General features: G+C 59.6%; 20 protein-coding genes and 1 pseudogene. 9 read left to right on the plus strand and 12 right to left on the minus strand.

The genetic code is table 11. The features are described 5' to 3' along the window. The first annotated feature begins 24 nt into the window (after positions 1-24). The 3 genes from CA85_RS19175 to CA85_RS19185 all read left to right on the plus strand — a co-directional run bounded on the left by CA85_RS19175 (position 25) and on the right by CA85_RS19185 (position 3485). Entirely contained in the window at positions 25-558 is a 534-nt protein-coding gene (locus CA85_RS19175; protein WP_146392973.1) for a sigma-70 family RNA polymerase sigma factor, read from the plus strand. Further along, entirely contained in the window at positions 558-2015 is a 1458-nt protein-coding gene (locus tag CA85_RS19180; RefSeq protein ID WP_246112975.1) for a FecR family protein, read from the plus strand. The genes CA85_RS19175 and CA85_RS19180 overlap by 1 nt, the downstream gene beginning before the upstream one ends. Positions 2016-2105: 90 nt before the next feature. Next, on the plus strand, positions 2106-3485 hold the full coding sequence (locus tag CA85_RS19185) for an agarase (protein ID WP_146392974.1): 1380 nt from the start codon (positions 2106-2108) through the stop codon (positions 3483-3485). 14 nt (positions 3486-3499) lie between these two features. Here CA85_RS19185 and CA85_RS19190 read toward each other — a convergent pair whose 3' ends face one another. The 4 genes from CA85_RS19190 to CA85_RS19205 all read right to left on the minus strand — a co-directional run bounded on the left by CA85_RS19190 (position 3500) and on the right by CA85_RS19205 (position 7701). After that, positions 3500-5254, minus strand: coding sequence for a TIGR03545 family protein (locus CA85_RS19190; RefSeq protein WP_146392975.1), 1755 nt, complete (start codon positions 5252-5254; stop codon positions 3500-3502). Continuing rightward, positions 5251-6369: a TIGR03546 family protein gene (locus CA85_RS19195; RefSeq protein ID WP_246112976.1), complete on the minus strand. Its 1119-nt coding sequence runs from the start codon at positions 6367-6369 to the stop codon at positions 5251-5253. The genes CA85_RS19190 and CA85_RS19195 overlap by 4 nt, the downstream gene beginning before the upstream one ends. A 184-nt stretch (positions 6370-6553) precedes the next feature. Continuing rightward, positions 6554-7492: a prenyltransferase/squalene oxidase repeat-containing protein gene (locus CA85_RS19200; RefSeq protein WP_146392977.1), complete on the minus strand. Its 939-nt coding sequence runs from the start codon at positions 7490-7492 to the stop codon at positions 6554-6556. After that, positions 7489-7701 carry a hypothetical protein gene (locus tag CA85_RS19205; protein WP_146392978.1) on the minus strand — a complete coding sequence of 71 codons (213 nt, stop codon included), beginning with the start codon at positions 7699-7701 and terminating at the stop codon, positions 7489-7491. The genes CA85_RS19200 and CA85_RS19205 overlap by 4 nt, the downstream gene beginning before the upstream one ends. Before the next feature lie 208 nt (positions 7702-7909). Here CA85_RS19205 and sufU point away from each other — a divergent pair, with 208 nt between their 5' ends. From sufU to xseA, 3 genes are read left to right on the plus strand one after another with little or no spacing between them, the layout of a single operon-like run. After that, entirely contained in the window at positions 7910-8398 is a 489-nt protein-coding gene (gene sufU / locus CA85_RS19210) for a Fe-S cluster assembly sulfur transfer protein SufU (RefSeq protein ID WP_146393040.1), read from the plus strand. Beyond that, positions 8395-9675, plus strand: a complete 1281-nt coding sequence (locus CA85_RS19215) for an aminotransferase class V-fold PLP-dependent enzyme (protein ID WP_146392979.1) — start codon at positions 8395-8397, stop codon at positions 9673-9675. Before sufU ends, CA85_RS19215 begins: the two co-directional genes overlap by 4 nt. Then, positions 9672-11048: an exodeoxyribonuclease VII large subunit gene (gene xseA, locus CA85_RS19220; protein WP_146392980.1), complete on the plus strand. Its 1377-nt coding sequence runs from the start codon at positions 9672-9674 to the stop codon at positions 11046-11048. Before CA85_RS19215 ends, xseA begins: the two co-directional genes overlap by 4 nt. A gap of 87 nt (positions 11049-11135) precedes the next feature. Here the strand turns inward: xseA and CA85_RS19225 are convergent, their stop codons facing one another. The 3 genes from CA85_RS19225 to CA85_RS19235 all read right to left on the minus strand — a co-directional run bounded on the left by CA85_RS19225 (position 11136) and on the right by CA85_RS19235 (position 15544). Beyond that, a complete protein-coding gene (locus CA85_RS19225; RefSeq protein ID WP_146392981.1) occupies positions 11136-12689 on the minus strand; it encodes a sulfatase family protein in 1554 nt (517 codons plus the stop codon). A gap of 106 nt (positions 12690-12795) precedes the next feature. Continuing rightward, the gene (gene recQ, locus CA85_RS19230) at positions 12796-15018 is read right to left on the minus strand and encodes a DNA helicase RecQ (RefSeq protein WP_146392982.1); all 2223 of its coding nucleotides are present in this window, start codon (positions 15016-15018) and stop codon (positions 12796-12798) included. Between the two features lie 31 nt (positions 15019-15049). After that, positions 15050-15544, minus strand: coding sequence for a YkgJ family cysteine cluster protein (locus CA85_RS19235; protein ID WP_146392983.1), 495 nt, complete (start codon positions 15542-15544; stop codon positions 15050-15052). Between the two features lie 197 nt (positions 15545-15741). Here CA85_RS19235 and CA85_RS19240 point away from each other — a divergent pair, with 197 nt between their 5' ends. After that, complete coding sequence (locus tag CA85_RS19240) at positions 15742-16623, plus strand: formyltransferase family protein (protein WP_146393041.1); 882 nt, start codon at positions 15742-15744, stop codon at positions 16621-16623. Between the two features lie 9 nt (positions 16624-16632). Here CA85_RS19240 and CA85_RS26175 read toward each other — a convergent pair. The 5 genes and pseudogenes from CA85_RS26175 to CA85_RS19265 form a co-directional block, all read right to left on the minus strand. Continuing rightward, a pseudogene (locus tag CA85_RS26175) lies at positions 16633-16803 on the minus strand (transposase); the annotation flags it as partial. Between the two features lie 45 nt (positions 16804-16848). Next, on the minus strand, positions 16849-18078 hold the full coding sequence (locus tag CA85_RS19250; protein ID WP_246112978.1) for a glycosyltransferase family 2 protein: 1230 nt from the start codon (positions 18076-18078) through the stop codon (positions 16849-16851). Continuing rightward, positions 18044-18862 carry a lysophospholipid acyltransferase family protein gene (locus tag CA85_RS19255; protein ID WP_146392984.1) on the minus strand — a complete coding sequence of 273 codons (819 nt, stop codon included), beginning with the start codon at positions 18860-18862 and terminating at the stop codon, positions 18044-18046. Before CA85_RS19255 ends, CA85_RS19250 begins: the two co-directional genes overlap by 35 nt. After that, the gene (locus tag CA85_RS19260) at positions 18859-20472 is read right to left on the minus strand and encodes a phytoene desaturase family protein (RefSeq protein ID WP_146392985.1); all 1614 of its coding nucleotides are present in this window, start codon (positions 20470-20472) and stop codon (positions 18859-18861) included. The genes CA85_RS19255 and CA85_RS19260 overlap by 4 nt, the downstream gene beginning before the upstream one ends. A gap of 65 nt (positions 20473-20537) precedes the next feature. Then, positions 20538-22049, minus strand: a complete 1512-nt coding sequence (locus CA85_RS19265) for an aldehyde dehydrogenase family protein (protein ID WP_261344719.1) — start codon at positions 22047-22049, stop codon at positions 20538-20540. 75 nt (positions 22050-22124) lie between these two features. Here CA85_RS19265 and CA85_RS19270 point away from each other — a divergent pair, with 75 nt between their 5' ends. Continuing rightward, positions 22125-23225 carry a sigma-54 interaction domain-containing protein gene (locus CA85_RS19270; protein WP_246112979.1) on the plus strand — a complete coding sequence of 367 codons (1101 nt, stop codon included), beginning with the start codon at positions 22125-22127 and terminating at the stop codon, positions 23223-23225. Positions 23226-23386: 161 nt separating this feature from the next. Beyond that, entirely contained in the window at positions 23387-24433 is a 1047-nt protein-coding gene (locus CA85_RS19275; protein WP_146392988.1) for an AAA family ATPase, read from the plus strand. Positions 24434-24716: the final 283 nt, after the last annotated feature.

Raw genomic sequence — 24716 nt, forward strand, 5'->3', positions numbered from 1 at the left:
CCGCTCGTCCAGCAGGTGCACGCCATGTCATTGGATTCCGACCACTCTGAGTTCGCCCGGCTGATTGCACAGCACCAGCGGTCAGTGCAGGGATACATCCTTGCCAACGTGCCCAGTTGGAGTGATGCGGACGAGATCTGGCAGGAAACGAGCGTCCGACTTTGGCTGGAGTTTGACAAGTTCGAACCCGGATCCAACTTCTCAGCCTGGGCGATTCGCGTTGCTCACTTTGAAATCCTGACTTGGCGAAAAAAAGCCAGCCGAAGCCGGCTTATCTTTGGTGATGACCTCATCGAATGCCTCGCAAGCGAACAGGGCGGCTTCGCATCGCCGCATGGCGACGAGCGGCTCAAGGCACTCGACCATTGTCTTGAACATTGCCCGCCGCACCAGCGCGACCTGTTGTCGCGGTTCTACGAACCGGGCCGGCAAGTCGAACAGGTCGCCGTCACAATGAAGTGCAGCGTCGACGCTGTCTACAAGTCCGTACAGCGAATTCGCAGATCGCTCCGATTCTGCATCGAACACCAACTTCAACACGCGGGAGTATCTTCCTGATGAATACCTCCGATGACTCACGACCGTTTGACCTCGTCCACGAACTGGTTACCAAGCAACTCGAAGGTTCAGCGACGGAGGCCGACCAGCAGCAATTAGCAGCCGCTGTCACCGGCGACACCGATGTGCGGCGCGAGTACATTGAGTACATGCAGGAAACGGCTCACATCGCTTCGAGATTGGTTCATCCTCAGCCCACCAAGTCGATGGCGAATTCACAGGTTTTGGAAGCCTTTGATTCAGCGGACCTGGCCGGGACCACTCACCAATCAGGGCGATCGTTCAGCCCAGCAATCGCGGTCAGCGCTGTCGTTTTGCTAGCAGCCTCGTTGGCGATTTGGCAGGTCTTTGTTGGCCAACAGACCCCGGCTACTCCGACGCTCATTGCCAATCAATCCCACGTCGCGACATTGATTCACAGTGCCGGCGTGGTCTGGGACAGTCAGCACCGGGCGGTCGACGAACTGAGCCGTGTATCGATTGGGCAAAAGCTTTGCATTCATGAAGGGACGTTGAAGCTCGTGTTTGATTCAGGCGTCGAAGCGTTGCTGCTGGCTCCCTGCCTGATGGAAGTCCAGGACCGGGACCGGGTGTACTGTACCTACGGTCGTATCGCGGCGAAGGCGGGACCGCACGGCAGCGGGTTTGTGATCGACACCCCGGTAGCTCGAGTCACCGACCTGGGTACGGAGTTCGGTGTCGCCATCAGTGACTCGGGTGAAACCGAGGTTGCCGTCTTCGAAGGCGAGGTCGACGTTGAACTGGGGTCTGCCGATCAGCGTCGCCAGCAAACGGTCTCCACCAAACGCGAACACCTCGTTCAAGGCCAAGCGACTCGGGTAGGCCGCGATGGCCGATCTCGTCGGATCCAATCGATCGATAATCAACGACTCCCAGGCGTCCGCGACCTTGCCCCGCTACACTCCAAAAGCCCAGTCATCGCAGCGGTCCGAGATAACCTGAGCGAGCGTCGCCCTGAAAGCCGTATGTTCTACCGGATCGTCCATGCTGGCCTGCGGGAAGACTGCAAAGCATTTGTCGACCGAGATCACCAATGGAACGGCGTCAGCGAAGACGGGATCCCAACCGATCTGATTGGTGCCGACTACGTCATGCCTTTCAACGACGATAAGTTCGCCGACGATCTGGAGGTCCGAGTCACTGTGGCCCAGCCGGCTACGGTTTACCTGTTCTTCAACGACAACATTGCCGTGCCGCCGTGGCTCGCCGACAAATTCCAAGACACAGGCATCGACCTCGGCCTCGATGAGGCAGCACACCGTTTCAATCACTCCAGACGACTCGCCGTCGGCCCGGCGGCCAGCATCGATCGAACCTTCTCGATTTGGAAATGCGTTGTCGATGAACCCCAGGATTTGGTGCTCGGTTCCTTCGAGCGTCCCGACGACGTCCAATTGGGATACAACATGTACGGTATCGCTGCGGTCGCCCAGTAGGGCTTCCCAGTCATGACGACGCCCCCTTGGGTCTCACTTGGATGTCCGTATCCCCTTCCTTTTTTTGCGCTGCCGAACCACCTTGGTTTTATGAATTACCAAAACGCATTCCGGTCCCGAGTTACCGCTGCCGCTGTCCTGCTGGCAGTGACGATGCCATTGGCTTCCCATGCGGAGACCACGATGGTCATGGCCAAGCCCAAGCCGCACCACAGTTGGCGTGAGCGACCAACACGAACCGTTGCCCTGCTCGATGGTTTTCAGGCCAAACCGATCCAACGCAACCAGTACGGAAGCCGAATGGATCAACGAGAAGAATCAACTGGCTTTTTCTATACAGCTCAGCTGGATGGGCGGTGGTGGATCATCGACCCAGAAGGCTATCGCCACATCAATCGTGGCGTTGTCTCGGTCAAGATCGGGACTGGCCCGGCACAGAAAGAAGCCTTCGATCACGCGTTTAAAAGCAAACAGCAATGGGCAGCCCAGACAGTCGCTCTGCTTCGCGAAAATGGGTTCACTGGCACAGGCTCCTGGACATCGGACACGCCGATCCAAAAAGCCAGTGATGGAGTCAGCTACTGCGTCAACTGGAACTTCATGACAACGTTCAGTAGAGGCCGAACCCGACGCGGTTCAGGACACGCCAACTATCCCGGTGACTGTATCCTCGTGTTCGATCCAGGGTGGGAGGAGTTCTGCGATCAGCATGCCGAGAAGAACCTGCCCGAATTCCGGGACGATCCCAATCTGCTGGGTTATTTCTTCGACAATGAGCTGCCGCTGAAACCCAACATGATCTCGCGATACCTGAAACTCAACGAACGCGACCATGGTTATCGTGCCGCAGCGGCGTTTTTACAGAATCGTCACGGGGCCGATGCCTCGGAGACTGATCTCACCGAAACGGATCGTCAAGAATTCGACGACCTCGTGATGGAGAAATACGTTGGTACGGTCGCCCGAGCGATCCGCCGTGTTGACGCCAACCACATGCTGCTGGGACCACGACTCTACTCGGCCAATACATCGTATGACGTTCTCGGAAAATACATCGATGCGTTCTGTTACAACCTCTACGGAAAATGGTCGCCTGCGAAGAAGGCGACGGAGTTGGCCAATGCGATCGGCAAACCGTTGATCGTGACGGAATTTTACACCAAAGGGATGGACGCCCCCGGGCTGACTAATGACAGCGGGGCGGGTTGGTGCGTGCCGACCCAAGCCGATCGCGGGCGGTTCTACCAGAATTTCTGCATCGATTTGATCGAGTCAAAAATCTGTGTCGGCTGGCACTGGTTCAAATACCAAGACAACGATCCTACCGACAAAACCAAGGACCCTTCAAACCTGCATTCCAACAAGGGAATCCTGAACAATCAGTACGAACCCTATTCGCCACTGTTGTCACGGATGAGGGAACTCAATACGCAGGTCTATTCCCTGGCCGATCATTTCGATCAGCCGTAATCGTTCAGTAGCCGCTAACGGAGGCTCGTGCCGAACGAGGTCCGCAGCTTGCCGAGATAGCTATCGGCGTCACCGACTTCGGCGAGCACTTTCTGGCTCATCTCTTCAATCGATCGATCCGCTGAGGCGAGCAGAGACTGGGCTTCGTTCTGTTGTTGGGACATCCATTCACGGAGCTGGAGCATTTGCTCGCGATGGGCATCGTCGACTTTGGCTGCGAGTTTGGCTTTACTCTCGGAGAGTTGCTGGGCGATGGCTGCTTCCAGTGCATCTCCAAACACGCTGCCCAGATTCGTCTTCAGGTCCAGATCGAACTTCTTCCAATCGCCGCGGAAGGCCGCGTCGACTTCGATGCTTTCGATGTTGGCGAGGGATTGATTCATCGTGACGACGGCCGGCGAGTTGGCCGCATCGCCATCGACATCGAGGTGCATGTTGACGCCCATTTGCTTGCTCACCAATCGGCCTTGAACCTGTTCCCCCTGGCTATCGAGCTGCACCCATACTTCACGCTGGCCCCCGTTAACGGCAACGGCGACGTTCTTTCCGTCGCCCAGCCGCATCGGGTCGGCGTCCATTTGCGGCCAGTGCAGGGTCAAGCGATCATTGGTCATGCCCTGGCGTCGATCGCGAATGTAGTCAACCTGAACCGTCTCAGGACCTTCGAGCAGCAACCGGGCGCGGGTGGGGTTGGCCAAATATTCAGGCTGCGGCGTCATGTTTTCAATCAACCCGGTCAATGAATAGGTCTTGCCATCGGCGCGCATCAGACCATCGACCTGGCATTTCTGGATCAGCATTTCCGGTTGCCGGCGATCGCCGAGGAAGTCGAAGTTTTCCCCGCGAACCCGCTCGGTATCCGGTGCGACGACGGTGTAATTGGCGAGCGTTCGCCCGTTGTCGAGATAGCCCCGCAGCTGAGTCAACGAGCTGCGAATTTGTGTCGAGATCAAATCGATGCCAAAGTTCTCTGATTCACTCAGATCGCCGGGCACATAGGCGTCCACTTTCGCCAAGTCGGCTTGCCGGGCCTCTTCGAGTTTCACCAGATCGCTGCGCAATTGGTCAGGCATCTTGTCCATCGCTTCGCGGACCTGCAATAGCTCCTCGCGTGCGGTGCGAGCTTCGGCAAGGGTACGCTCGAGCTCGGGCCAATCGCGGAGCGGGTTATCTATCCCCTTGGCTGCATCGCGAATCGTCTTGACGCGTTGTTCGAGACTGCGAGCCTGCTGAACGAGCGTTTCGTACTGCGACTTCCATCGCACGCGAATGTCTTCGCCGGTTTGAACCGTTTCGAGGTTCTCTCCGATGGACTCGGCACGATCCGCCAAACCGCTGGTCGCCTGCGAGAGCATCTGTCCAATCATCGACGGCCCAGCGTCCTCTTCGGGAGTCTCCGGTTCCTCTTCAAAATGCCCAGAGGTCTCTCGTTGGGAACCAACCTGCAGGCCACTGATTCTGCCCTCACGAATCACCCAGCGACGGCGTAGAAGAGCATCGCCATCGATGGCTAGCTCGATGGAGTCCGCCATGAAGGCATCTCGCATCTCTTTGCCATCGCGTGGATCAGCGACGTGCACGTCCGTGAATCGCAGCGAGGGTGGGAACAGATTCACAGAGGTGGCGCCAATTTCCGCCCGGGCCCCCGTTGATGTTTGCAGCCCCGCTACCGTGATGTAACTCGCGATCGGGCCGAGGCCCAACGTGAGGATCATTAAGATCGCAACGGCGACAATCAATCGCGTTAATAGAAATCGCCAACGAATCATGCTACATCCTTGTCTTTGGAATCACGCAACTGTCGAAGCAGATAGCTGAGGGCTTCATCAATTTTGTGTTGGTCATCGACGGACGATCCCTGCGAATCGTCTGCTGTTTGTATTTGGGCGGATCGGTTGGCAACCAGCTTTTGGGTCGTCATGAATCCTTCTGACGAGCCCGGACTAATCGCGACACGGGTGGGACGTGAGGCGGGCGCCGATCCAGCGGGTCGCCAACTGGCCTGGTCCGACACGATCTCTCCGGCGGGTCGGGAATCGGCATCTGTATTCCCGGCAATCGTTGACGGATCACGCTCGTCTTGATGTTCCAACGCGACGCTCTGCTGGGTCGCTGGAGAGGACGGGCTCTCGGCCGGTACGTGTTCCGGGGCCACCGGCTGCGAAGCCTGATAGCTCGCGGCGACTGGACTGGCGACTAGCGGGGTCTCGATGTGGTTGTTTCGACTATCAGCATGACTGGCATCAATTCGCTGCACCGAAGCGTCTTGCTCGGGCGTGTCGGTACCCTGATGAGGATCTGCCGCTCGGCCGGTCTGGGCGTGGGCCGCGGCCTCGGCGTTTGTCTCGGCCTCAGCCCCAGCGTGCGTCTCAGTGCCTGCGTCTGGATCGTCCGCATCAGCGGCATCGTCGGCGGCATCGACAGGTGCCCAGGCGCGAAGCAGCGGGTAGGTGATCAGGAAAATTGGCACGACGGAGATCAGTCCAATGACGAAGCTTCCCATCACGATCGTGTTGTTGAGATCCGTCCAAGGCACCAGCGGATACTGCCACGCCAAACTGAGCCGCTCGGCGACCTGGGGTTGCTCGAACAGCCACCGACCGAAGGCATCGAAGGTCGGATCGAGACGTGGGGCTGCAAACGTGACCATCACGCCGACCAATGCGACCATGGCGTGATTGACGTGTAGCATCAAAACGAGCAGCACCAATACCACGGCCAACAGGTTGCCGTGCGGGATCAGACCCACGAGGGCACCCAGCGCAATGCCCCAAGCGAGCTGGGAAGGATGCTTCCTTCCCGCGATTGCTTTGCGCACGCTGCGTATGAGCTTGATCGTCCAGAGAATCATGGTTTCCGCCTCTTGCGGTGAATCGCGACGCAACTCGATCGATGAGACTGGTCAGCCGAAAGACCTGCTCAAAAATCGCTTGCTATCCATGCGGTGGGGTAGGGCGCAATCGTTTCAACAACGCGCTGTCCTACTAAATCGGCACGATTGGCCCGGACATTGAATACAATCCGCAAAATCGTCGCTGCTAGTCCAAAACCTCATTTGGATCCGACAATCAGGCGGTGGAGAGTCCCGCACACATCGAGAGCGTCGCCAGGCCGTAAAAGGTGTACTCCACATCAGCGGTCTGATCGAGAGCGAAGCCGACAAAGCCGCCCGAGCCTGCCGACTGCATCGATTCCGCATAGGCGGCCAACCGCGGAATCGAAAGTCCTGCAGCGGCATCCAAGTCGGCCAACGTCGTCAGCCCCGTGAAACTGCTCAGTAGGTCGGCGAAGGGGATACGCGTGTTTGCGGTCAGGCCGCCCTCGTCGCCCTGCATCTCTAAGAGAAACTCGACAGTATCGACTTCGCTTGCAACCTCGAGGCGGCCGAGAGCCTTCAGTGCCCCGATAGCTGCTGCGGTGGGATTGACGCCTGGGCGTTTGGCGGCGCGAATTTCCAGGTAGCCACCATCCTCGTGACGCTGCGAATTCAGAAAACGGATCACACCATCAACGTCGGCAACAGGGACCTCCATCAATTCGTGACAGAGGATACATAGAAACGTTTGGTAGGTACTGCCCGCCCGGCCCTCGGGTGTTTTCGCGAATCCGCCGTCGCTACAACGCAGTTCCCCGAGCATCCCCGCGACATTCTCTCGCCATGTCGTGTCCTCGTCCGAGATCACGATCTCGCCAGCGGCCATCTCCAAGATCGCGGCGCCGAAAATTAGCGAGATCAGGTCAATGACGCTGTCGCGATGCGACAATCGCTGACGCAGGAATTGGCCCGCTCGCTCGGCCACCGAGGCGTCGAGGCGTTCGAGAATCCACAGGGAACGCAGTGCAAAGGCTGTGTAGTACGGATCGCTCGCCCCTTCGCGGCCGGCAAATCCACCGTCGGCCCCTTGCTGGGCGAGCAGCCACTGCGCGTGCGTATCGCGCTGTTTCGATGGCAGCATGGCCGCGCCGAGCGCCAGCCGAAGTGTGAGTTCGTGTAGATACCCGCTCATGTCGCGATCACCTCGTTTCCATCGGTTGAGAACCCCTCGGTTCCTGGGCAATCTGTTCTGTGAGACTCGTCGAACTCATCGGGCAGCAGATTGTCATTGAGTGAGTCGACCACCGTTGCGATCCAACGTTGGCGAAAACCGGGAAAGATTCCTGCTTCGACTTCGTGGGCGTCGCTACCGGTTCGCGATGGAGTGTAATCGTTCGCCACCGTCAATCAGCTGCGAAAATGGCCGAAAGATCATTCAATCATTGGGAAACGGCAGCACTTTCCCAGTTCGGCGGGTCGGGGGCCGTTCCTTTTTTTGACAAGTTGCGTAGAGTGAAGGAGAGGAGCGCCACGCGAAATGATGACGAAGACTCAGGCACTGCGTGCTCCTGTCGCCTATTTTTCCACGCCCTTCTACGTTTCCACGCCAATGGCCCACCCCCAGGACAATCCTGACGACCAGGACATTTACCAAGAAAACGTGCTCGACCATTACGAAGACCCCTATAACCGGGGGGCCCTCGCGACGGCGACTCACGCTCATGATGGAAAAAATCCGCTCTGTGGTGATAAAATCCACATCGATCTGCAATTGGACGATCAGGGACGTGTGGCCCAAGCCTGGTTCGAAGGCGATGGCTGCGTGATCAGCCAGGCGTCAGCCTCGATGCTGCTCGAAGAGCTCGAGGGCAAGTCGATTGATGAGATCCAGTCGTTTTCGGCTGAGAACATGCTGCAGCTCTTTGGCCCCCGCCTGACGCCGAATCGCCAGAAGTGCTGCCTGCTCAGCTGGAAGGTATTGCAGGGTGCGCTGAAGCGTCCCGTCGGTACCGATGCGGACCCGATTGTGACCGAGAACGATGAGGAGATCGAAACCGATCCGTCCTTCGGTGGCCCGTCACTGGGGGAGGAACAATGAGTTTGCTCGATACCGATCGGATCCGCGAAGATTTTCCCGTTCTCGATCGCAACGTCGCCAGTGGCCAGCCGTTGGCCTATCTCGACAACGCCGCGTCGACGCAGCGGCCGCGGGCGGTGATCGATGCAATGGATGACTGCTATCGCCGCTACTACAGCAACGTTCACCGCGGCATCCACACGCTCAGCGAAGAATCGACGCGCGCCTATGAAATGGCCCGCAAAACGACAGCCTCCTTCATCAACGCGCCCGCCACATGCGAAGTCATTTTCGCTGCCGGTACGACGGCGGCCATCAACACAGTGGCTCGTTCGTGGGGCGATACCCATGTTGGTCCGGATGACGTGATCTTGGTGCTCATCAGTGAGCATCATGCCAATATCGTTCCCTGGCACCAGCTCGCTGCCCGCACGGGGTGCCGAGTCGAGTTTGTCCCGATGGATGAGAATTTCGAGATTTCCGACGCCGTGGTGGCGGAGTATCTCGATCGATTCCAACCCAAGATGTTTGCCTTTGCCGCTGCCAGCAATACGCTCGGCAGCGAGTATCCGGTCCAGCGGTGGACGTCGATGGCACACGACTATGGTGCGACCGTGTTGATCGATGCCGCCCAAGCCGCGCCACACCAACAGATTGACGTGCAAGCCTGGGATGCCGACTTCATCGTCTTCAGCGGCCACAAGGTTTGTGGACCGACCGGGATCGGCGTGCTCTATGGAAAACAGGAACTGCTCGAAGAGATTCCTGCGTTTCTCGGCGGTGGCGGCATGATACTCAATGTCACGACCGACGGTTTTACGAGCCAGGAGCTGCCCGAAAAATTCGAAGCTGGCACGCCACCGATTGTCGAAGCGATCGGGTTAGCCGCCGCACTGAAATACCTCTCGGCAATCGGCATGGATCGTATCCATGCCCACGAGTGCGTGCTCGGCCAGCGTGTTGACGCTGGACTACGCGCCATCGATGGTGTTCGCGTGATCGGACCGACCGCAGACAAAAAGGCGGGGATCAACAGTTTCCTGATCGATGGTGTGCACGCCCACGACGTGTCTCAATTCCTCGACGGATACGGCGTGGCCGTGCGAGCCGGTCATCACTGCACGATGCCACTGCATGAGGCGATGGGCGTGACGGCCACCACGCGAGCGAGTTGCTACCTCTACAACACACCGGCAGAGGTGGATCGATTGCTCGAAGCGGTTACCGACGTGCGCTCCAAGTTCGCCAAATCGGGACGGCGGCGCCGTTCGCGACGATCGGCTGAGTCGACTTCATGACCGGTGGCGATCAGCAACTCCCCTTTGACTTCGGGGGCGGCGACGATGACACGGTCGCCCCCTCGGTAAAGCCAGCCTCGAAATCCAAACCACGCGGTAAACGGAAGTCAGCCGCGCCGAAGAAGGCGACCCAATCCAGTGGTGCGGCGACCAAGGCCGTAGCGTCCACAGCCGACGACGCGCTGAGCATCAGTGAGGTCACTCTGCGGATCAAACAGGCTGTTGAGTCGTCGCTGTCGAGCATGTGGGTGGCGGGCGAGATCACCGACATCGCCCGGCCGCGCAGCGGGCACCTGTACTTCACGCTCAAGGACGAGCGTTCGCAACTGCGTGGCGTGATGTGGCGGAGCGTGGCCGAACGATTGCCGTTTGACCTCGATGATGGCCAGAGTGTGCTCTGCTATGGCGATATCGAAGTCTACGCGGCTCGTGGTTCGGTGCAGATGGTGGTTCGCAAATGTCAACCGCAAGGCATGGGGGCCCTGCAGTTGGCGCTGGCACAATTGCAGGCCAAACTCGAATCCGAGGGTTTGTTTGCGCCCGAACGCAAACGCCCACTGCCGCGACTGCCGCGGAAGGTAGCGATCATCTCCAGCCCCACGGGAGCAGCCATTCGCGACTTTTTACAAGCTGCGGCCTCGCGGCACGCAGGCGTCGAGATCGTCCTCATTCCCGCGAGCGTCCAGGGACCGGGCAGCGTCGATGCACTCGTTGCGGGAATTGCCGCCGCACACCAGCTCGATCCCCAACCCGATGTACTGATCGTCTCGCGAGGTGGCGGGTCGCTCGAGGACCTGTGGTCGTTCAACGACGAACGCTTCGTTAGAACGCTCGCCCGATCGCGAATCCCCACCGTCTCGGCGGTCGGCCACGAAATCGACGTCACCCTGTCGGATCTCGTCGCCGACGTGCGTGCACTCACGCCCACCGATGCCGCCAGCCGTGTGTTGCCGGATCGAGAAGTCCTCGTCGACGTGCTCGGCGCTCTTGCCGCAACGATGCGGCGGTCGCTCTTCCAGCGGATCGAGGGCTCGCGTCAGCGACTCGATTGGATTGAATCGCGACCAATCTTTCGGAATCCCTTTGAGCTGGTCCAGCATCGAAGCCGTCTGGTGGACGATCTCGATGAACAGGCTCGAGGCTTGATGTGGCGCCGTGTTGAGCAACAACGCAGCCGTCTGCAACAGCTCGCCGCCGCAGTCTCAGCACTGTCACCACTCGATGTACTGGCGCGAGGTTACAGTGTCACGCTGAACGAACATGGCGACGTCGTGCGCTCGGTCGCTGATATGCAGCCAGGCCAAACGTTACGCAGCCGGGTCACCGATGGGGTGATCGAATCAACCGTCGTGGACGAGGCGGGGCGTCCCTGAATGCCAACCGATCACGCGAAGCGAGCGGACTCGCTGCCGGACTTCGCTGTAGGACTTCGAAAAGGAGTCGGTGGTCATCCGTTTTATTTAGTACTTGCCGTTGGTCCCAAACATTTCCTGCTTCGATGGCCGGGGGCGTTTTCGCACGCTGTGGTCGGGTTCCCCAGTTACGCGGTCGAACTCGTCGGGAGTGCGTTTGCTCGGAAGATAGTCGTCGGTCTGTATCGACCATTCCTGAAGAGCCGATCGCAGCCGCGAATGGATCGCCGCGTAGGCGGGGTCGTCGATGCGGTTGTCCAGTTCACCGGGATCCCGCTGCAGGTCATACAGTTCCCACTTCGCGCGTGGGGCACGGAAACAGCTCTGTTGTTCAGGCGTGAGCGTCCCTTCAGCCTGGCGTTGGAGCATGTCCTGCCACGACAGGCCGCGACCAGCATCCGCCGAAGGCGTGGAAGGTAGATCCACGTAGTCGTTTCGAATCAGCTTGAACTGTTGATCGACCACGCACCTCGCATGGTCTTCGTAGTCGTGCCAATGGTCCTCGGCGAAGGCGTATCGGCGGTGCGATTGAGCAGGATCGGCGAGTACAGCAGCAAAGCTCTCGCCCTCGGTCGACAGCGCGTCCGAAGGCAAGCCAGCAATCTGCAGCAGTGTTGCCGCGATATCGACTGAACTCACGATCGTCTCGGCGACGCCTCCCGGAGCGATCTCACCGGGCCACCGCACAATCCACGGTGTACGGATACCGCCATCGTAGAGCGTCGTCTTGTCGCGCGGGAAAGGACGGCCGTTGTCGCTGATGAACAAGACGATCGTATCATCGGCCACGCTCTGGGCTTCGAGCTCGTCGAGTACCTTGCCAACGTACCCATCGAGCCGTCCGATCTCATCGTAGTACAAACGCAAGTCCTCACGAACGTCCGGCGTGTCGGGCAAATGAGGTGGAACGATCACGTCGGAGAGTTGATGCGGGGGATCGAGAGCTCCGTCGTGATACTCACGGTGCGGGTCCAGAGACGCCAACCACATGAAGAACGGTTTGGACCGCTCGCGTTCCTGCAGAGCTCGCTCCCAATCCTCGCAACCACTCGGTTGCTTGGCGATCATCTGAGCTGGCTCGCCGTCTGCACTGCTTGGCAATACGAAGCCTGCCGTCGACGCCTCGTAGATTCGGTCAAAGTGGTCGCGGACGGCATCGCCCATGTGCCACTTCCCTGCCGCAGCGGTGTAGTAGCCAGATGATTGTAGCTTGCCCACAAACGTCGAGGTGTCCGCTGGGATGGGCCAGTGCAACTGTTCGGCGCCGGTGTTGTGCGGGTACTTGCCGGTGATGATGCTCGCCCGTGAAGGGCTGCAGGAGTTCGTCGTCAGGTACGCGTGCTGAAATCGCAATCCCTCGCTGGCGAGCTGATCGATGTGAGGTGTCGCGATGGCGGGATGTCCGTAGGCGCCGCAATCATCCCAGTTCATGTCGTCGGCAATGATCAACACGATGTTGGGCGGCTGCCTATCAATCGCCTCGACCGCGTTCGCGCTCGATCCCGACACCCCCACAGCGACGACAACCAGGCAACACAGTCGCCAGACGTCACGTGCTGCGAGGCGGTCTTGCTGTGTCGATTGCGATTGGATTCTGCTCATGATTTGCGGGGCTGATTGCGGGCGACTCGGATGGGTTGACTTTCTGCTCAAACAATCCGGCGGACGGGAGAAGCGCTGGCATCTGGAGGGGAAGCGGGCAGGTACCTCAGGCGTCGACTCGGTTTTGCCAACACGTGAAAACGATACGGATCTCATCGCAACTGATCGGCGGATCGAGGGTTTGTTGGGATTGAACCGCTTCGAAGATCGGTTTGAGCCGGCCATCCTCGCTGGCGGGGATCGCCGCTTCGATCAGCCGGATTCGCTCTGGGGAAACCCAGGCCGACGCGTCGGTAATCTCGGCGCTGCGGAGGTACTCGCTGAGGTAGCCACACACCGTGGACGAGGCTCGTCCCATTTTTTCGGCGACCTCGTCGATCGATATCCCTTTGGCGAACATCTCGTCCGCCTCCTGTTGGGCCATGGCTCCCTTGATACTTTTCGGCGGGGACGATGTGCTGACAGGCGTACTGGGTGAATCAGCCCCAGCGACATCGCGTGACAAATCGGTCTGTTGGCAATACGCGTCGATTTCTGTTAAGAAAATCTCGCCATACTCTTCGAGTTTGCGTTGGCCGATACCGCGGATGTCCCCTAGTCGGGCGATCGAAGTGGGACGGATCCGAGCCAGGTCACGGAGCACGGCATCTCCAAAAACAATGTAGGCGGGAACGCCGCGCTCGGTTGCCAACTCACTGCGTTTGGCACGCAGCGCATCGAAGAGTGCCCGGTCGACGCCCTCCCAAGAATCCACGGCCGGTGATTTGGCTGAGCGTCCGCCCGAGGAAGGGGCGGCGCGGGTCAGAGTGACGGTCCCCCGCCGGTGCAGTAGCTCCCGTCCGGCTGGGGTCAGTTGCAACACGTTGTACTCGCCGGTGCGTTGGAGAAAACGCTGCGAGACCAATTGTTCGATCCAAGTCCGCACGTTGGCAGCCGATTCATTGCCGAGCAGGTTGTGGGTGCTGAGCTGATCGTGACCGGCGCGAGTGATTTTTTGGTCCCGGGATCCTGTCAGGACTTTGACGTTATAGGCGACCCCAAAACGTTCCTGCAGCCGCAACACATTGGAGAGAATCTTCTGTGACAAGGTGATCGGATCGTCGACCGTATCGAGTTCGCCCAAACAGACATCGCAGGCGTTGCAATTATCAACATCGAACTCTTGCCCAAAGTAGTTCACGATTGCTGCGTGCCGGCACTGCACGCCGGAACACAGCTCCGCCATGGCATTCACGTTTGCCATCGCTTCATCAAAGTTCGATCGGTCGCCCATCTCGAGGATGCGTTTCCAGGTCATCAGGTCGCCGCCGCTGTACAAGAGAATGCACTGAGACGCCAATCCATCGCGCCCAGCGCGGCCGCTTTCCTGTTGGTAGTGCTCGATCGATTTGGGCATCCCGGCATGGATGACGAATCGAACATTCGATTTGTCGATGCCCATTCCGAAGGCCACCGTGGCCACGATCACATCTACCTGTTCACGAATAAAGGCTTCCTGGTTGGCATGCCGGGTCACGTCATCGAGGCCGGCATGGTACGGCTTGGTTGAGATGCCTCTTGCCGCCAACGCCGCAGCGGTCTGCTCCACTTCCTTTCGCGTGATGCAGTACACGATTCCGGATTCGCCGGGGTGCTGTTCGACGACGCCCATGATCTGCTGCAGCGCGTTATCGCGGCGGAGCATGCGATAGGTAAGGTTCGGGCGGTCGAAACTGCCGACCAACATCTGAGGTTGGCGAAGCTCGAGTTGTTCGGCGATGTCCTCACGCACTCGCTCGGACGCCGTTGCAGTGAAGGCGTGCACCGATGCCTCGGGAAACCGCTGTTTTAAAACCCGCAGGCCACGGTACTCCGGACGAAAATCATGCCCCCAATTACTCACACAGTGAGCTTCGTCGATGGCGAAGAATGAGATCGGGATCGACGTGAGAAAATCGAGCGTGCGTGGGGAGAGCAGTCGTTCGGGTGCGAGGTAGAGCAAGCGAATCTCGCCCCGTCGAATCCGAGCGGCCGTCTCGCGTTTCTGATCCTCGCTCTGGGTGCTGTTGACTAACGCCGCCGCAACACCGTTGCTCTGCAACGCGTCGACTTGATCCTTCATCAGCGAGATCAGTGGCGAGACGACCACCGCCATCCCGTCGCGGACCAGAGCCGGGACTTGATAGCACAGCGATTTGCCTCCGCCCGTCGGTAGCACCACCACGCTGTCGCGGCCCGCGATCACATCGCCGACCGCTTCCTCCTGTAAGGGGCGGAAGTCGTCAAAGCCCCAGACCTGAGCAAGAATCTCCCGGGCGGAGGAGGATTCGTCTTGAGTTGAATGAACCATTGGAATCTCGTGAGCGACCGATCGCCAGCGGTCAGACTAGTGGCAATCCGGTGGGGCGGCGACTGCGGAGGGAGTCCTCTTTCCGGCGGCCAGACTGTTCGAACTGGGGGCCGAAGAGCGCATCGGCATACTCGTCTATCTGTTCCGGGGTTTCGAAATAGCGTTCGTAACACCAATCGTCTTCGAACTCGCACTCGTCGGTCGTGTACTCCCGGCAGATTTGAGGGCGTGTCTCGTAGATCCCACAACGGTTGTCATCTTGCAGATGTTTGCAGGTCGTGTGTACCAACAGATACCAGGTTTCCTCGTCCACAAATACGCTCGCTCGGTCATGCAGCAGGTACCAACGGACGAAATCGAAATCCTTACGTGAGACCGGTTCGTCGATCGGCAAGGCGAAATAATGGCAGCACTTGGCCGAGCAATGGTCACACAGATTTTCGCCCTGGGGCAGATCCTCGCGGCGCCGGATCCGCTGCCGGGTCGCGGCGGGCGATGGGTCTTTTTTTGCTTTCGGTTTTGACATGGGATGAGTCTCGGGCGAACGCCAGCAACAAGGATGGTATAGGCAACGCTGGATTGCCCTCTATCATGATACGCCATCCACCCTCCATTACGAGGCCGCGGCTCCCGTCGCCACTGCGATCACGCGAGATTCCACCCTCTCGGACTTCGTGCCTCCTATTCCTGCCATCCTTGTCCTCCACACCTGCTCCGTCGCTCATGGAAGTCGTCATCACCGCTCTCGGACCTGACCACACCGGCCTGGCCGATCCCATCATTCACCATCTCACCGGTCGCGGGGCGCGGATCGCTGAGATTCAGATGTACGACCACGACGAGCAATCACTGTTCGCGATGCTCTGCCGAATCCAGTTCGACGAGATGCCCGAGGTCCAAGGCCAAGTCTCGCTGGCAGAATTGCGAAATGAGATGCGTCAGATCGGCGACCACACGGGGCTGTCGATCCGCGTCTGGAGCCCGAATGTCCGCCCGCACAGGCGGCCCCGTATCGCGCTAGCCTGCACTTACGTGGAAGACACGCCGCGCGCCGTCCTGCAAGCCGTTGCCAATGGCACGATCGCGGCGGATGTCCCCGTCGTGATTTCCAATCGCAAGAAACTCGAACCCCTCGCCGGTGAATTCGGCTCGGAATTTCGCATGATCGGCGATGGACAAGGCGGCGCCGACAACGAAGCGATGGTCCAGATTCTCGATAAAATGGACATCGATTATCTGATCCTCGCCCGCTACATGCGCGTGCTTCCTGCGGAGGTGTGTTGGCAGTTCGCCGGTGGGCGGATCATCAATCTCCATCATGGTCTATTGCCAGGATTCCCCGGTTTTCGGCCCTACCACGATGCCAACAACGCCCGCATGCTCACGTTCGGGGCGACCTGCCACTTCATCATCCCCGAGCTCGATGCCGGCAATCAAACCATCAATCAACGCACCTTCTCGGTCGCACCTGGCACACCGATTGAAAAGATCATTGCCGAAGGCGAGCGCGACAATGAGCCCAAATGCCTCGTCGAGGGCGTGCGGCGCGTGGTCGACCGGGAAGTGTACCTGCACTTTCACCGCGTCGTGCCGAGACAACGCTAGTTTTCGGTGCCAAGAACGCAAAGTGGCAGCGTCGACGCCCAACGATTCCGAGGCGGCATTGAACGAGTAGTCTTGTCTGACAATCAGATCGACCGCGTTCTGCTTAAATTCCGCGGTGAACGTTCCCTTGCTTCTTCTGTTTTTCTGACCTGGTAGGTCTCCTGAGAGGATTGTGGAAATTTCTCAGGTGTCCGCCAGTCGTGGGCGAACGCCGCAACGTGGAGTTCAGCTGTCGCGTCCACGCCAGGACACCCGTTTGCCGCACAGGTGGGTGAAAAATGCCCACCATTGAAGGAGCAGGAACAACACGATGGAGAGGGGATGGAAGAACGCGCCCGTTGGACTTTGCGGTAGTTTCCACGCCGCGACCCACCGCGGTAGATGACTGAGGATGATCGCTGCGAAACTGGTCAGGGCAGCAAACCAAACCGCGACGCCATGGTTATCGTCGGAATATTGAACGAGAGCATATCCCAACGTCACGTAGGGCAGCACGTTGGCACCGCTGAGGAGCACGGTAAAGGGCATCAGCAATCGCCAGTTCGCAATGCCTTCATGGGCGTTCTTGAGCAGTCCTCGGACCACTTCTCCAGCACCACGGTACATCCGGCAGTTGGCCAGCCCCGTGCCGTCGACGCAGTCCGTCAGCATGCCATTTTGGCGATAGATTCTTGGCAGCTGCAGCCCATCGTGTCGCGATGTTCGGATCGCCGCATGCGTGCCGCTGCGTTGGTAGGCTTCCCGGTCGGTCACAAAGATTTGCCCACACCCCGCTGCATACCCCGGGTCGGTCCGCGATCGCATTCGGTCGAAGGGCAGGTAACACAGCAGGATGTAGTGCATCATCGGGATCAGTATTTTCTCAAACAGCGACCCGGTCTCTTGGTTCGGAAACGCGCTGAGCAGCGAGATCGGTTCGCCCTTGGCGGGGCCCTGGTCCGCGTACTGAGCTTTGCGCCGCGTCAGCTGTTGCAGCGCGGTTGGCTTCAGCCGCACATCGGCATCGAGAAATAGCAGCAAGTCAAATTGGGCCGCCTCGGCGAGACGGCAGCAGGCGTGTTGTTTTCCGTTCCAGCCCGGTGGCAGCGTCACGCCGTCGAGCAACCGCACGCGTCCGTCGTCCTGAGCGATTTCACGAACGAGCTCGGCCGTACTGTCACTGGAATCGTCATCGAGCACGACAACTTCTAAAACGACGCCCGTGTTCGCTAGCACGGCTTGGACGGAGTCGCTGATCCCGGCGGCTTCGTTACGGGCGGGGATCAACACGGAGATCGACGGTTCCTCCTCGGTGGGACTGAGCTCGCCGGCCCGCCATCTCAGAAACCTGGGCAGGTTTCCAGAAAACATCAGTGCTGCCAAACCGGCCAGCAGCAGGGCAACGGCAGGGAGCACCCAGAGCATGACGATCATGAACCAATCATTCACTCGAGCGAACTCCAAATTTGTCTCCATGTGCAGCATCGAACTTGCGAAGGGATAACCATGATTGGATGCGGCGTGACCAATCGTAGACGCCGGAGGCGCCCTGTTTTCCACGCAGCAGGTTCTCGAAGGGTTCGGCCGAGCGGGCGATGGCGAGCGAGGAGAGTTTCCTCTGGTTCTCACGCAGCCCGACGGTGAGCCGCTCGGCCCATCTTGATTTCGAATCCCCCGGGTGCTCGGCGAGCGAGACCACCTCACCGATTCGCAGCAAGCATTCTGGCAACCGCTCTTCCCAAAAAACATACTCCAGAGCGATGGGGACGACTAACCCTCGCGGCAATTTGGAACACAGGTGGGCGAGTCCCGGCATCAGGTTGGCCGCGTGATCTCGGGCGTCAGCAAAATGCCCTTCCGGCGTCAACCATAACGCCGAGGCGGGCCGCTGCAATAACTCCCCAGTTGATCGCAGAAAACGAGCCGCCCCGCGATTCGAATTCAGATCAACGCCAAAAAAACCGAGCTTCGCCAGCACCTTGTATTTCGCCAGTGCCACCTCGTCGATGGGCGCGTAGAGTTGACGCGGCGACATCAAGCGACGATTGATGAAGTGGGCGATCATCGGATCCCACCACGATGGATGGTTGCAATATACGATCACGGGCACGTTCTCGTCGGGATCCATCGTGGCCCAGGACCGCGATCCCTCTCGCTCAACGGCGATCGCGTGAAAGTGGCGTTTCAAATAGGAATCGAGGAACCGATGAAATCCATTTTGAAACCAAGCGGCTGGCGCGGGGGCGAGTTCAGACGTCACGCGGTCGATTCCGCTGTGATCGTACCGAATTGGCCAGCCCGTGCGTCTTGATCGAGGGAATCCGCCGCGATCCATCCGCTCATCAACACCATCGGCATGCCCGGGCCGGGATGGGCTGCGCCGCCCGCGAGGTATAAGCCTGGAATTTCTTTTCGACGATTGCCCGGTTTGAACGCACCTGTGAATTTGCCGTGACTGGCGAGCCCGTAGATCGCACCGTTGAGCACTCGATAGCGATTGTGAATGTCCTCAGGAGTCAGCGCATCTTCGGTCACGATGGCGTCCCGGATCCCTTCCATGCCCGCCGTCCGTTCGAGCTTGTCGAGAATCACGTCGCGGTAGTCCGGCAACATCGCTTTCCAGTCATGCCCGCTGCGGAGATAGGGGGTGTGGACGAGCACATACAAAGCCTCTCCTCCCTCGGGCGCAACGCCTGGCTCGGAAATCGAAGGGGCGCAAACGTACGCTGTCGGATCAGGGGCAACCTCACCGCGGCGATAGATCGAGTCGAATTCCGCTTTGGGGTCTTTGGAAAAGATGAAATTGTGGTGTAGCAGTTGTTCGTAGCGGCGATTCAAACCGAGATACAAAACCACGCCGCTGCAGGCAGCCTCGTAGTCGCTCTTGCGCTGGAAGGTTTTCGCCGCAGGCGTTCCCCGCAACAACTCTCGGTAGGTGCGAACCGAATCACAATTACTGACCACGGCATCGCAGGCAATCGTTTCGTCTCCCGCCGTAACCACATCGCGAACACCGGACGCGTCCGATTCAATGCGCAGGATATCGGTGCCGGTGCGGATGTCGACGCCCAGTTCCTCGGCGAGCTTTGCCAAAGCTTCTGGAACGGCGCCGGTGCCGCCGACGGGATACCAGATGCCTTCCTCGGTCTGCATGTGGGCAATCCCGCAGAGCACGGCAGGCGACGCGTAGGGAGACGACCCCACGTACTGGGTGAAGTGGTCCATCATCTGGGAAACGCGGTGCTCGGGCACATGCGACCGCACCACGGAGGCCACGCTCCGCCCCATCCGCAGGGACATGACGTCCTTGAGCACAGCCGCGGAGAACGCCCCTCCCATCTCCATCGTGTCCGCCAAACCGCCGATCGATCGCCAAAAGAAAAATCGATCCGAAACACCATGCAACTGCTCGCTGACGCGGAGGAACTTTTCATAGCCGTCGGCAGTCACCTCTTCCCCGGTGAACTCGCGGAGGTGTTGTTTCATCGCGTCGACATCGGCCACGAGGTCGAGCACCGTGTTCTCGCTCGTTTTGGCGGCCTCGGATCCCTCAAAGAAACAACGCCACTGCGGATCCAAGGGGACCAATTCGAGGTAGTCATCGAGATTGCGGTCCGCTTCGGCGAAGACGCGTCGCAGCACGCTCGGGAGCGTGAGGATCGTCGGGCCCATGTCGAACCGATACCCGTCCGTATGCAGGACCGCCGCCTTGCCCCCGACCCAATCGTTCTTCTCGCACAAGGTGACACGATGGCCTCGAGCCGCCAGCACGCAGGCCGATGACAATCCCGCCAATCCACCCCCGATGACGACCACATGCTGCGGGGCGGTTGTCGCGCCAGTGGCTTCAGATTGGTCGGGAGCAATCATGAGAAGTGGGTTCACTCGGAAAAGAAGACGAAAAGACTACTCGAAAAGAGGGCTGCTATGACTCGCTATTTTACCCGACGGCGCTTGCCAACGGCAGAGGCCAGTCGGCGTAGACCGGCGATTCGAGCTCGAAAATTGCCGCCGTGATCCCATTGCATCACCCCGGTCAGCAATTCCGCATCGGAGTCGCGGCGTGATACCAAGTGAGGGGCCAGTCGCCCCGATCGCGTCGAAATCACACGAGGGGTCGTCATCGCCAGCAGTCCTTCGGGGCCACGCGTCACGCCGAATCCACTCGATCCACGCCCGCCAAAGGGCAATCGTGGATCGGCCGTTGGCGCGACGAGATCGTTGATTGTCACCGAACCGACCCGCAATTCGGCCGCCACTTGCTCGGCCTCATGACGCGGACCAAACACGGAGGCTGCCAAGCGATAGGGGCAATCGTTCACTTCGGCAATCATCTCATCGCGTGAATCCATCTCCATCAAGGTCATCACGGGAGCAAACAGGTCGGTCTGCAAGATCGCGTGATCGCGGGGAACATCGGCCAACACCACCGGGTGCATGCGGCCACTGCGACGAACTTCGCTTTCATCAAACCGTCCGATCCGGTCCACGCCGCCTGCAGCGAGCGCCGAGGCAACCGCGTCGGCCACCGCCTCCCGAGCGGCGGGGTGCACGATCATCGGCGGGCAGCTCTGCAGTTTCTCGGTCAGCTCGCCCAGCCAAGTCGGCTCTGCTGGGCGTTTTAAATCTTCGTCTGGCAGATTTCGCCCTCGCAGATACATCACCCGCCGAGGTCCGATGCAGGTTGCCCCACTGTTGAACAGCAATCCGAAACCGATCGCGTTGACGAGACGCTCGGGATCCGCAGCGGGCAAGACGACGACGGCATCGACACCCGAAAGTTCCATGATCGTGGGCGTCAACGAGTCAGCCGTCTGATGCAGGACCGCTTGCCCAGTCTTCGCCGCGCCCGTCAGCACCACCAGTTCCACGCCGTCATCGATCGCATTTTTCGCAGCCTCAGTCGAACTGTCGAGCAACTGCAGCGCGTCCGTCGGCACGCCCGCCCGGTAGAATGCGTTGACCAACTCCTCCGAGACCGCTTCACTGCCCCGGGCGGGTTTGAGCAGCACCGTATTTCCGCCTGCGAGTGCCTGGGCCAGCTGCACACCGCTTAAAAAAACGGGGTAATTCCAAGTCCCCAGGATCAGCACACGGCCCCACGGCAATCGCTCGACCCGGCTGCCGACGCCCCACAACCAGAGTGGGCGTCCTGACAAACCGACGCGGCGATCGGCCAATACCTTTGGCCCGCGGCGGGCGATCCACCCCAATGCATCGCACAAGGGAATCAACTCCGACGCCACCGTCTCCACATCCTCCCGACGCTGTTCATTGCGTGAGGCTGCGACCAACCGATCGGCTGCAGCGGCGACCTCGTGACGCGCCGCACCAATGAGCCGGCAACGAGCCCGATTCGACCGCATAGCCCAAATCGGCTGTTCATGATAATTTGTCGCTCGATTCAATTCGTTCTCGTCAGGTTGGAAAAACCGGGTGAAAGACAATCCTACCAGCCCAGCTAGTTGCCCGTGAGTGTCCGGAATCAATTGTTGCCGGGCGTGATTGGACAATCGCCTGCCATGCGCGAAGTCAATCGCGTGACCCGCAAGGTCGCCGTTAGCAATGCATCGGTTTTGATCCTCGGTGAGACCGGGACCGGGAAAGAACTCGTTGCCTCAGCGATCCATCAACTCAGCCAACGCAGCGGTGGCCCTTTCGTCAAAGTGAACTGTGGCGCACTGAGCGAAAGCCTGCTCGAGAGTGAACTGTTCGGACACGTTCGCGGTTCGTTCACCGGCGCCATTGCCAACCGGGCCGGCCGTTTCGAAGCCGCCGATGGCGGTTCGATCTTCCTCGATGAGATCAATTCAACCACCATGACCCTGCAGGTCAAACTGCTGCGTGTGCTGCAGGAGCGCGAGTTCGAGCGGGTCGGCGATACCGCCACCCATCACACCGACGCCCGTGTGATCGCTGCGAGTAACCGCGATCTGATGCGGCAGGTCCACAACGATCGATTCCGCGAAGATCTCTATTGGCGGCTCAATGTGGTCCCGATCGAAATCCCTGCCCTCCGCCACCGCCGCGACGATATTCCCGATCTCGTTTCGTTTTTCTTGGACTATTACAACGAGACCAACGATCGCTACGTCACCCATATCGAGCCCTCAGTGATGCTGGCCCTGCAGGACTATCACTGGCCCGGCAATGTGCGGGAACTGCAAAACTATATCGAACGCGCTGTCGTGATGAGCGATACCGACGAACTGACGCTCGACCTTTTGCCCGCCTGCGTCACCAGCGGCGAGCCACTCGTCAGCGGACCGACTGAATCATTTGCAGCGGGCGAACCGGCAGGCACCGGACCACCGTCACCCGGCCACACGCCGGCGGGCGAATCAGCAACCGCTGCCCAGCCCGCTGCCGAACCGGCCGTCAGTCCAGCGGCCTATGTCGATCGCATGGATGTCAAAACCCTGACTCGTTTCGTCGTCTCGCGTGGTCTCGCCGAAGCGGGCGACGACGAAAATGTGCACGCCACGGTCGTCGACCAGATCGAGAAAGAACTCATTTCCCAGGTCCTGACGCAGTGTGGCGGCGTGCAAACCAAAGCGGCAGCTCGGTTGGGGATGAACCGCAACACACTCTATAAGAAAATCAAACAGTACGACTTGGGCTGATCCCGCTCACTCGTGTCCACCGCCTGGCCGATGATGCTAGACTACTGAGCCAGCCAACGACTCTCTGCTGTGATTCCACCAACCGGGATGGCTGTTTTCCATCCTGATTCGGTGCTGCTGATTTCTCGCAGTCTCCCCGTCACACCCCACCTTGCTGCACCATGGTCACACCACCCCCACGCGAAGATGATGCCAGCCAACTCCCGCAAAGTGACAACGAAGTTGCTGCGTCCTTGATCGCAAGCGTCAACGAGGTCAAGGATCAAGTCAGCCGGATCGTGGTCGGCCAAAGCGAAGTGGTCGAACAGCTGCTGATTGCCATCCTTGCGCGAGGCCATTGCCTGCTCGAGGGAGTACCGGGGCTGGCCAAGACCCTGATGGTCCGCACCTTGGCGTCGTCCATGAGCCTCGAATTCCGGCGCATTCAGTTCACTCCCGATTTGATGCCAGGCGATATCACGGGTACCGATATCATCCAAGAGGATCACGAGACCGGGCGGCGTGAGATGGTGTTTCGCAAGGGGCCGATTTTCACTCAGATGCTGCTCGCCGACGAGATCAACCGCACGCCACCGAAAACCCAAGCGGCGCTGCTCGAAGCGATGCAGGAACACGAGGTCACCGCGGGCGGGCAAACCTACCGTCTCGCAGAGCCGTTCTTCGTACTCGCCACGCAAAACCCGATCGAACAGGAAGGCACCTATCCGCTGCCCGAAGCCCAACGCGACCGGTTCTTATTCCATGTCGTTGTCGCTTACCCAAGCCGCGACGAAGAGGCCGAGATCGTCGATCGCACCACCTCGGGGGAACTCCCCGACGTTCAACATGTGATCAGCGGCGAGGATATCGTTCGCTTTCAATCGCTCGTCCGCCGGGTCCCGCTTCCCGACCACGTGAAGGACTGGGTGATCGACTTGGTCCGCGACGCGCGACCGGGTGAAGCCGATGCCAAACCCTGGGTGCGCGAGTGGATTCAGTGGGGCCCGGGGCCTCGAGCGAGCCAGCAGCTGGTGCTCGCCTCCAAAGCCCGGGCACTGCTGCATGGGCGTACCCACGTGACCATGGACGATGTCCAGACGCTCGCACTGCCCGTGCTGAGACACCGGATCGTGCCCACGTTTGCCGCCGAAGCGGACGGGGTTTCCGTGTCCGACCTGATCGCCAGACTCGTTAAGGAACATCGGGTAGCCGCCGCAAGCCTGCTCTAAAATATGCAGTGGATAAAACCTTCCCCATCGTTGTGGGCGAGGCGACGAGTCCATGATTACCCGCACGCATCCCGGCAGGGATGATAGAGAACAGCCGTAGTTCGGCGCGCCGCCACCTCCGGTGGTCCTACGCTAGGCTGGACCGTCCAAACCTTGGGGTTGTGAGCCGCTTCGGGTTGAATTTCCTTGGGGTGCTCTCGTCCTGATTTCACCGTCCCGAGCGAAGCCTGGGAGGTGCGAAGAGCGAGCCCTCAGCGAGTTTCACGGGGCGGGAATATTCAGG

This window comes from Allorhodopirellula solitaria (assembly GCF_007859855.1).
Lineage (GTDB): Bacteria > Planctomycetota > Planctomycetia > Pirellulales > Pirellulaceae > Rhodopirellula > Rhodopirellula solitaria.

Excerpts from the sequence above, each read along its gene's own strand:
- CA85_RS19250 (WP_246112978.1), bottom strand. The coding sequence starts at position 18,078 with ATGGAGACAAATTTGGAGTTCGCTCGAGTGAATGATTGGTTCATGATC.
- CA85_RS19215 (WP_146392979.1), top strand. The coding sequence starts at position 8,395 with ATGAGTTTGCTCGATACCGATCGGATCCGCGAAGATTTTCCCGTTCTC.
- CA85_RS19175 (WP_146392973.1), top strand. The coding sequence starts at position 25 with ATGTCATTGGATTCCGACCACTCTGAGTTCGCCCGGCTGATTGCACAG.
- CA85_RS19275 (WP_146392988.1), top strand. The coding sequence starts at position 23,387 with ATGGTCACACCACCCCCACGCGAAGATGATGCCAGCCAACTCCCGCAA.
- CA85_RS19260 (WP_146392985.1), bottom strand. The coding sequence starts at position 20,472 with ATGATTGCTCCCGACCAATCTGAAGCCACTGGCGCGACAACCGCCCCG.
- CA85_RS19270 (WP_246112979.1), top strand. The coding sequence starts at position 22,125 with ATGCGCGAAGTCAATCGCGTGACCCGCAAGGTCGCCGTTAGCAATGCA.
- CA85_RS19190 (WP_146392975.1), bottom strand. The coding sequence starts at position 5,254 with ATGATTCGTTGGCGATTTCTATTAACGCGATTGATTGTCGCCGTTGCG.
- CA85_RS19200 (WP_146392977.1), bottom strand. The coding sequence starts at position 7,492 with ATGAGCGGGTATCTACACGAACTCACACTTCGGCTGGCGCTCGGCGCG.
- xseA (WP_146392980.1), top strand. The coding sequence starts at position 9,672 with ATGACCGGTGGCGATCAGCAACTCCCCTTTGACTTCGGGGGCGGCGAC.
- CA85_RS19180 (WP_246112975.1), top strand. The coding sequence starts at position 558 with ATGAATACCTCCGATGACTCACGACCGTTTGACCTCGTCCACGAACTG.
- CA85_RS19185 (WP_146392974.1), top strand. The coding sequence starts at position 2,106 with ATGAATTACCAAAACGCATTCCGGTCCCGAGTTACCGCTGCCGCTGTC.
- sufU (WP_146393040.1), top strand. The coding sequence starts at position 7,910 with ATGGCCCACCCCCAGGACAATCCTGACGACCAGGACATTTACCAAGAA.
- CA85_RS19225 (WP_146392981.1), bottom strand. The coding sequence starts at position 12,689 with ATGAGCAGAATCCAATCGCAATCGACACAGCAAGACCGCCTCGCAGCA.
- CA85_RS19240 (WP_146393041.1), top strand. The coding sequence starts at position 15,742 with ATGGAAGTCGTCATCACCGCTCTCGGACCTGACCACACCGGCCTGGCC.
- CA85_RS19235 (WP_146392983.1), bottom strand. The coding sequence starts at position 15,544 with ATGTCAAAACCGAAAGCAAAAAAAGACCCATCGCCCGCCGCGACCCGG.
- recQ (WP_146392982.1), bottom strand. The coding sequence starts at position 15,018 with ATGGTTCATTCAACTCAAGACGAATCCTCCTCCGCCCGGGAGATTCTT.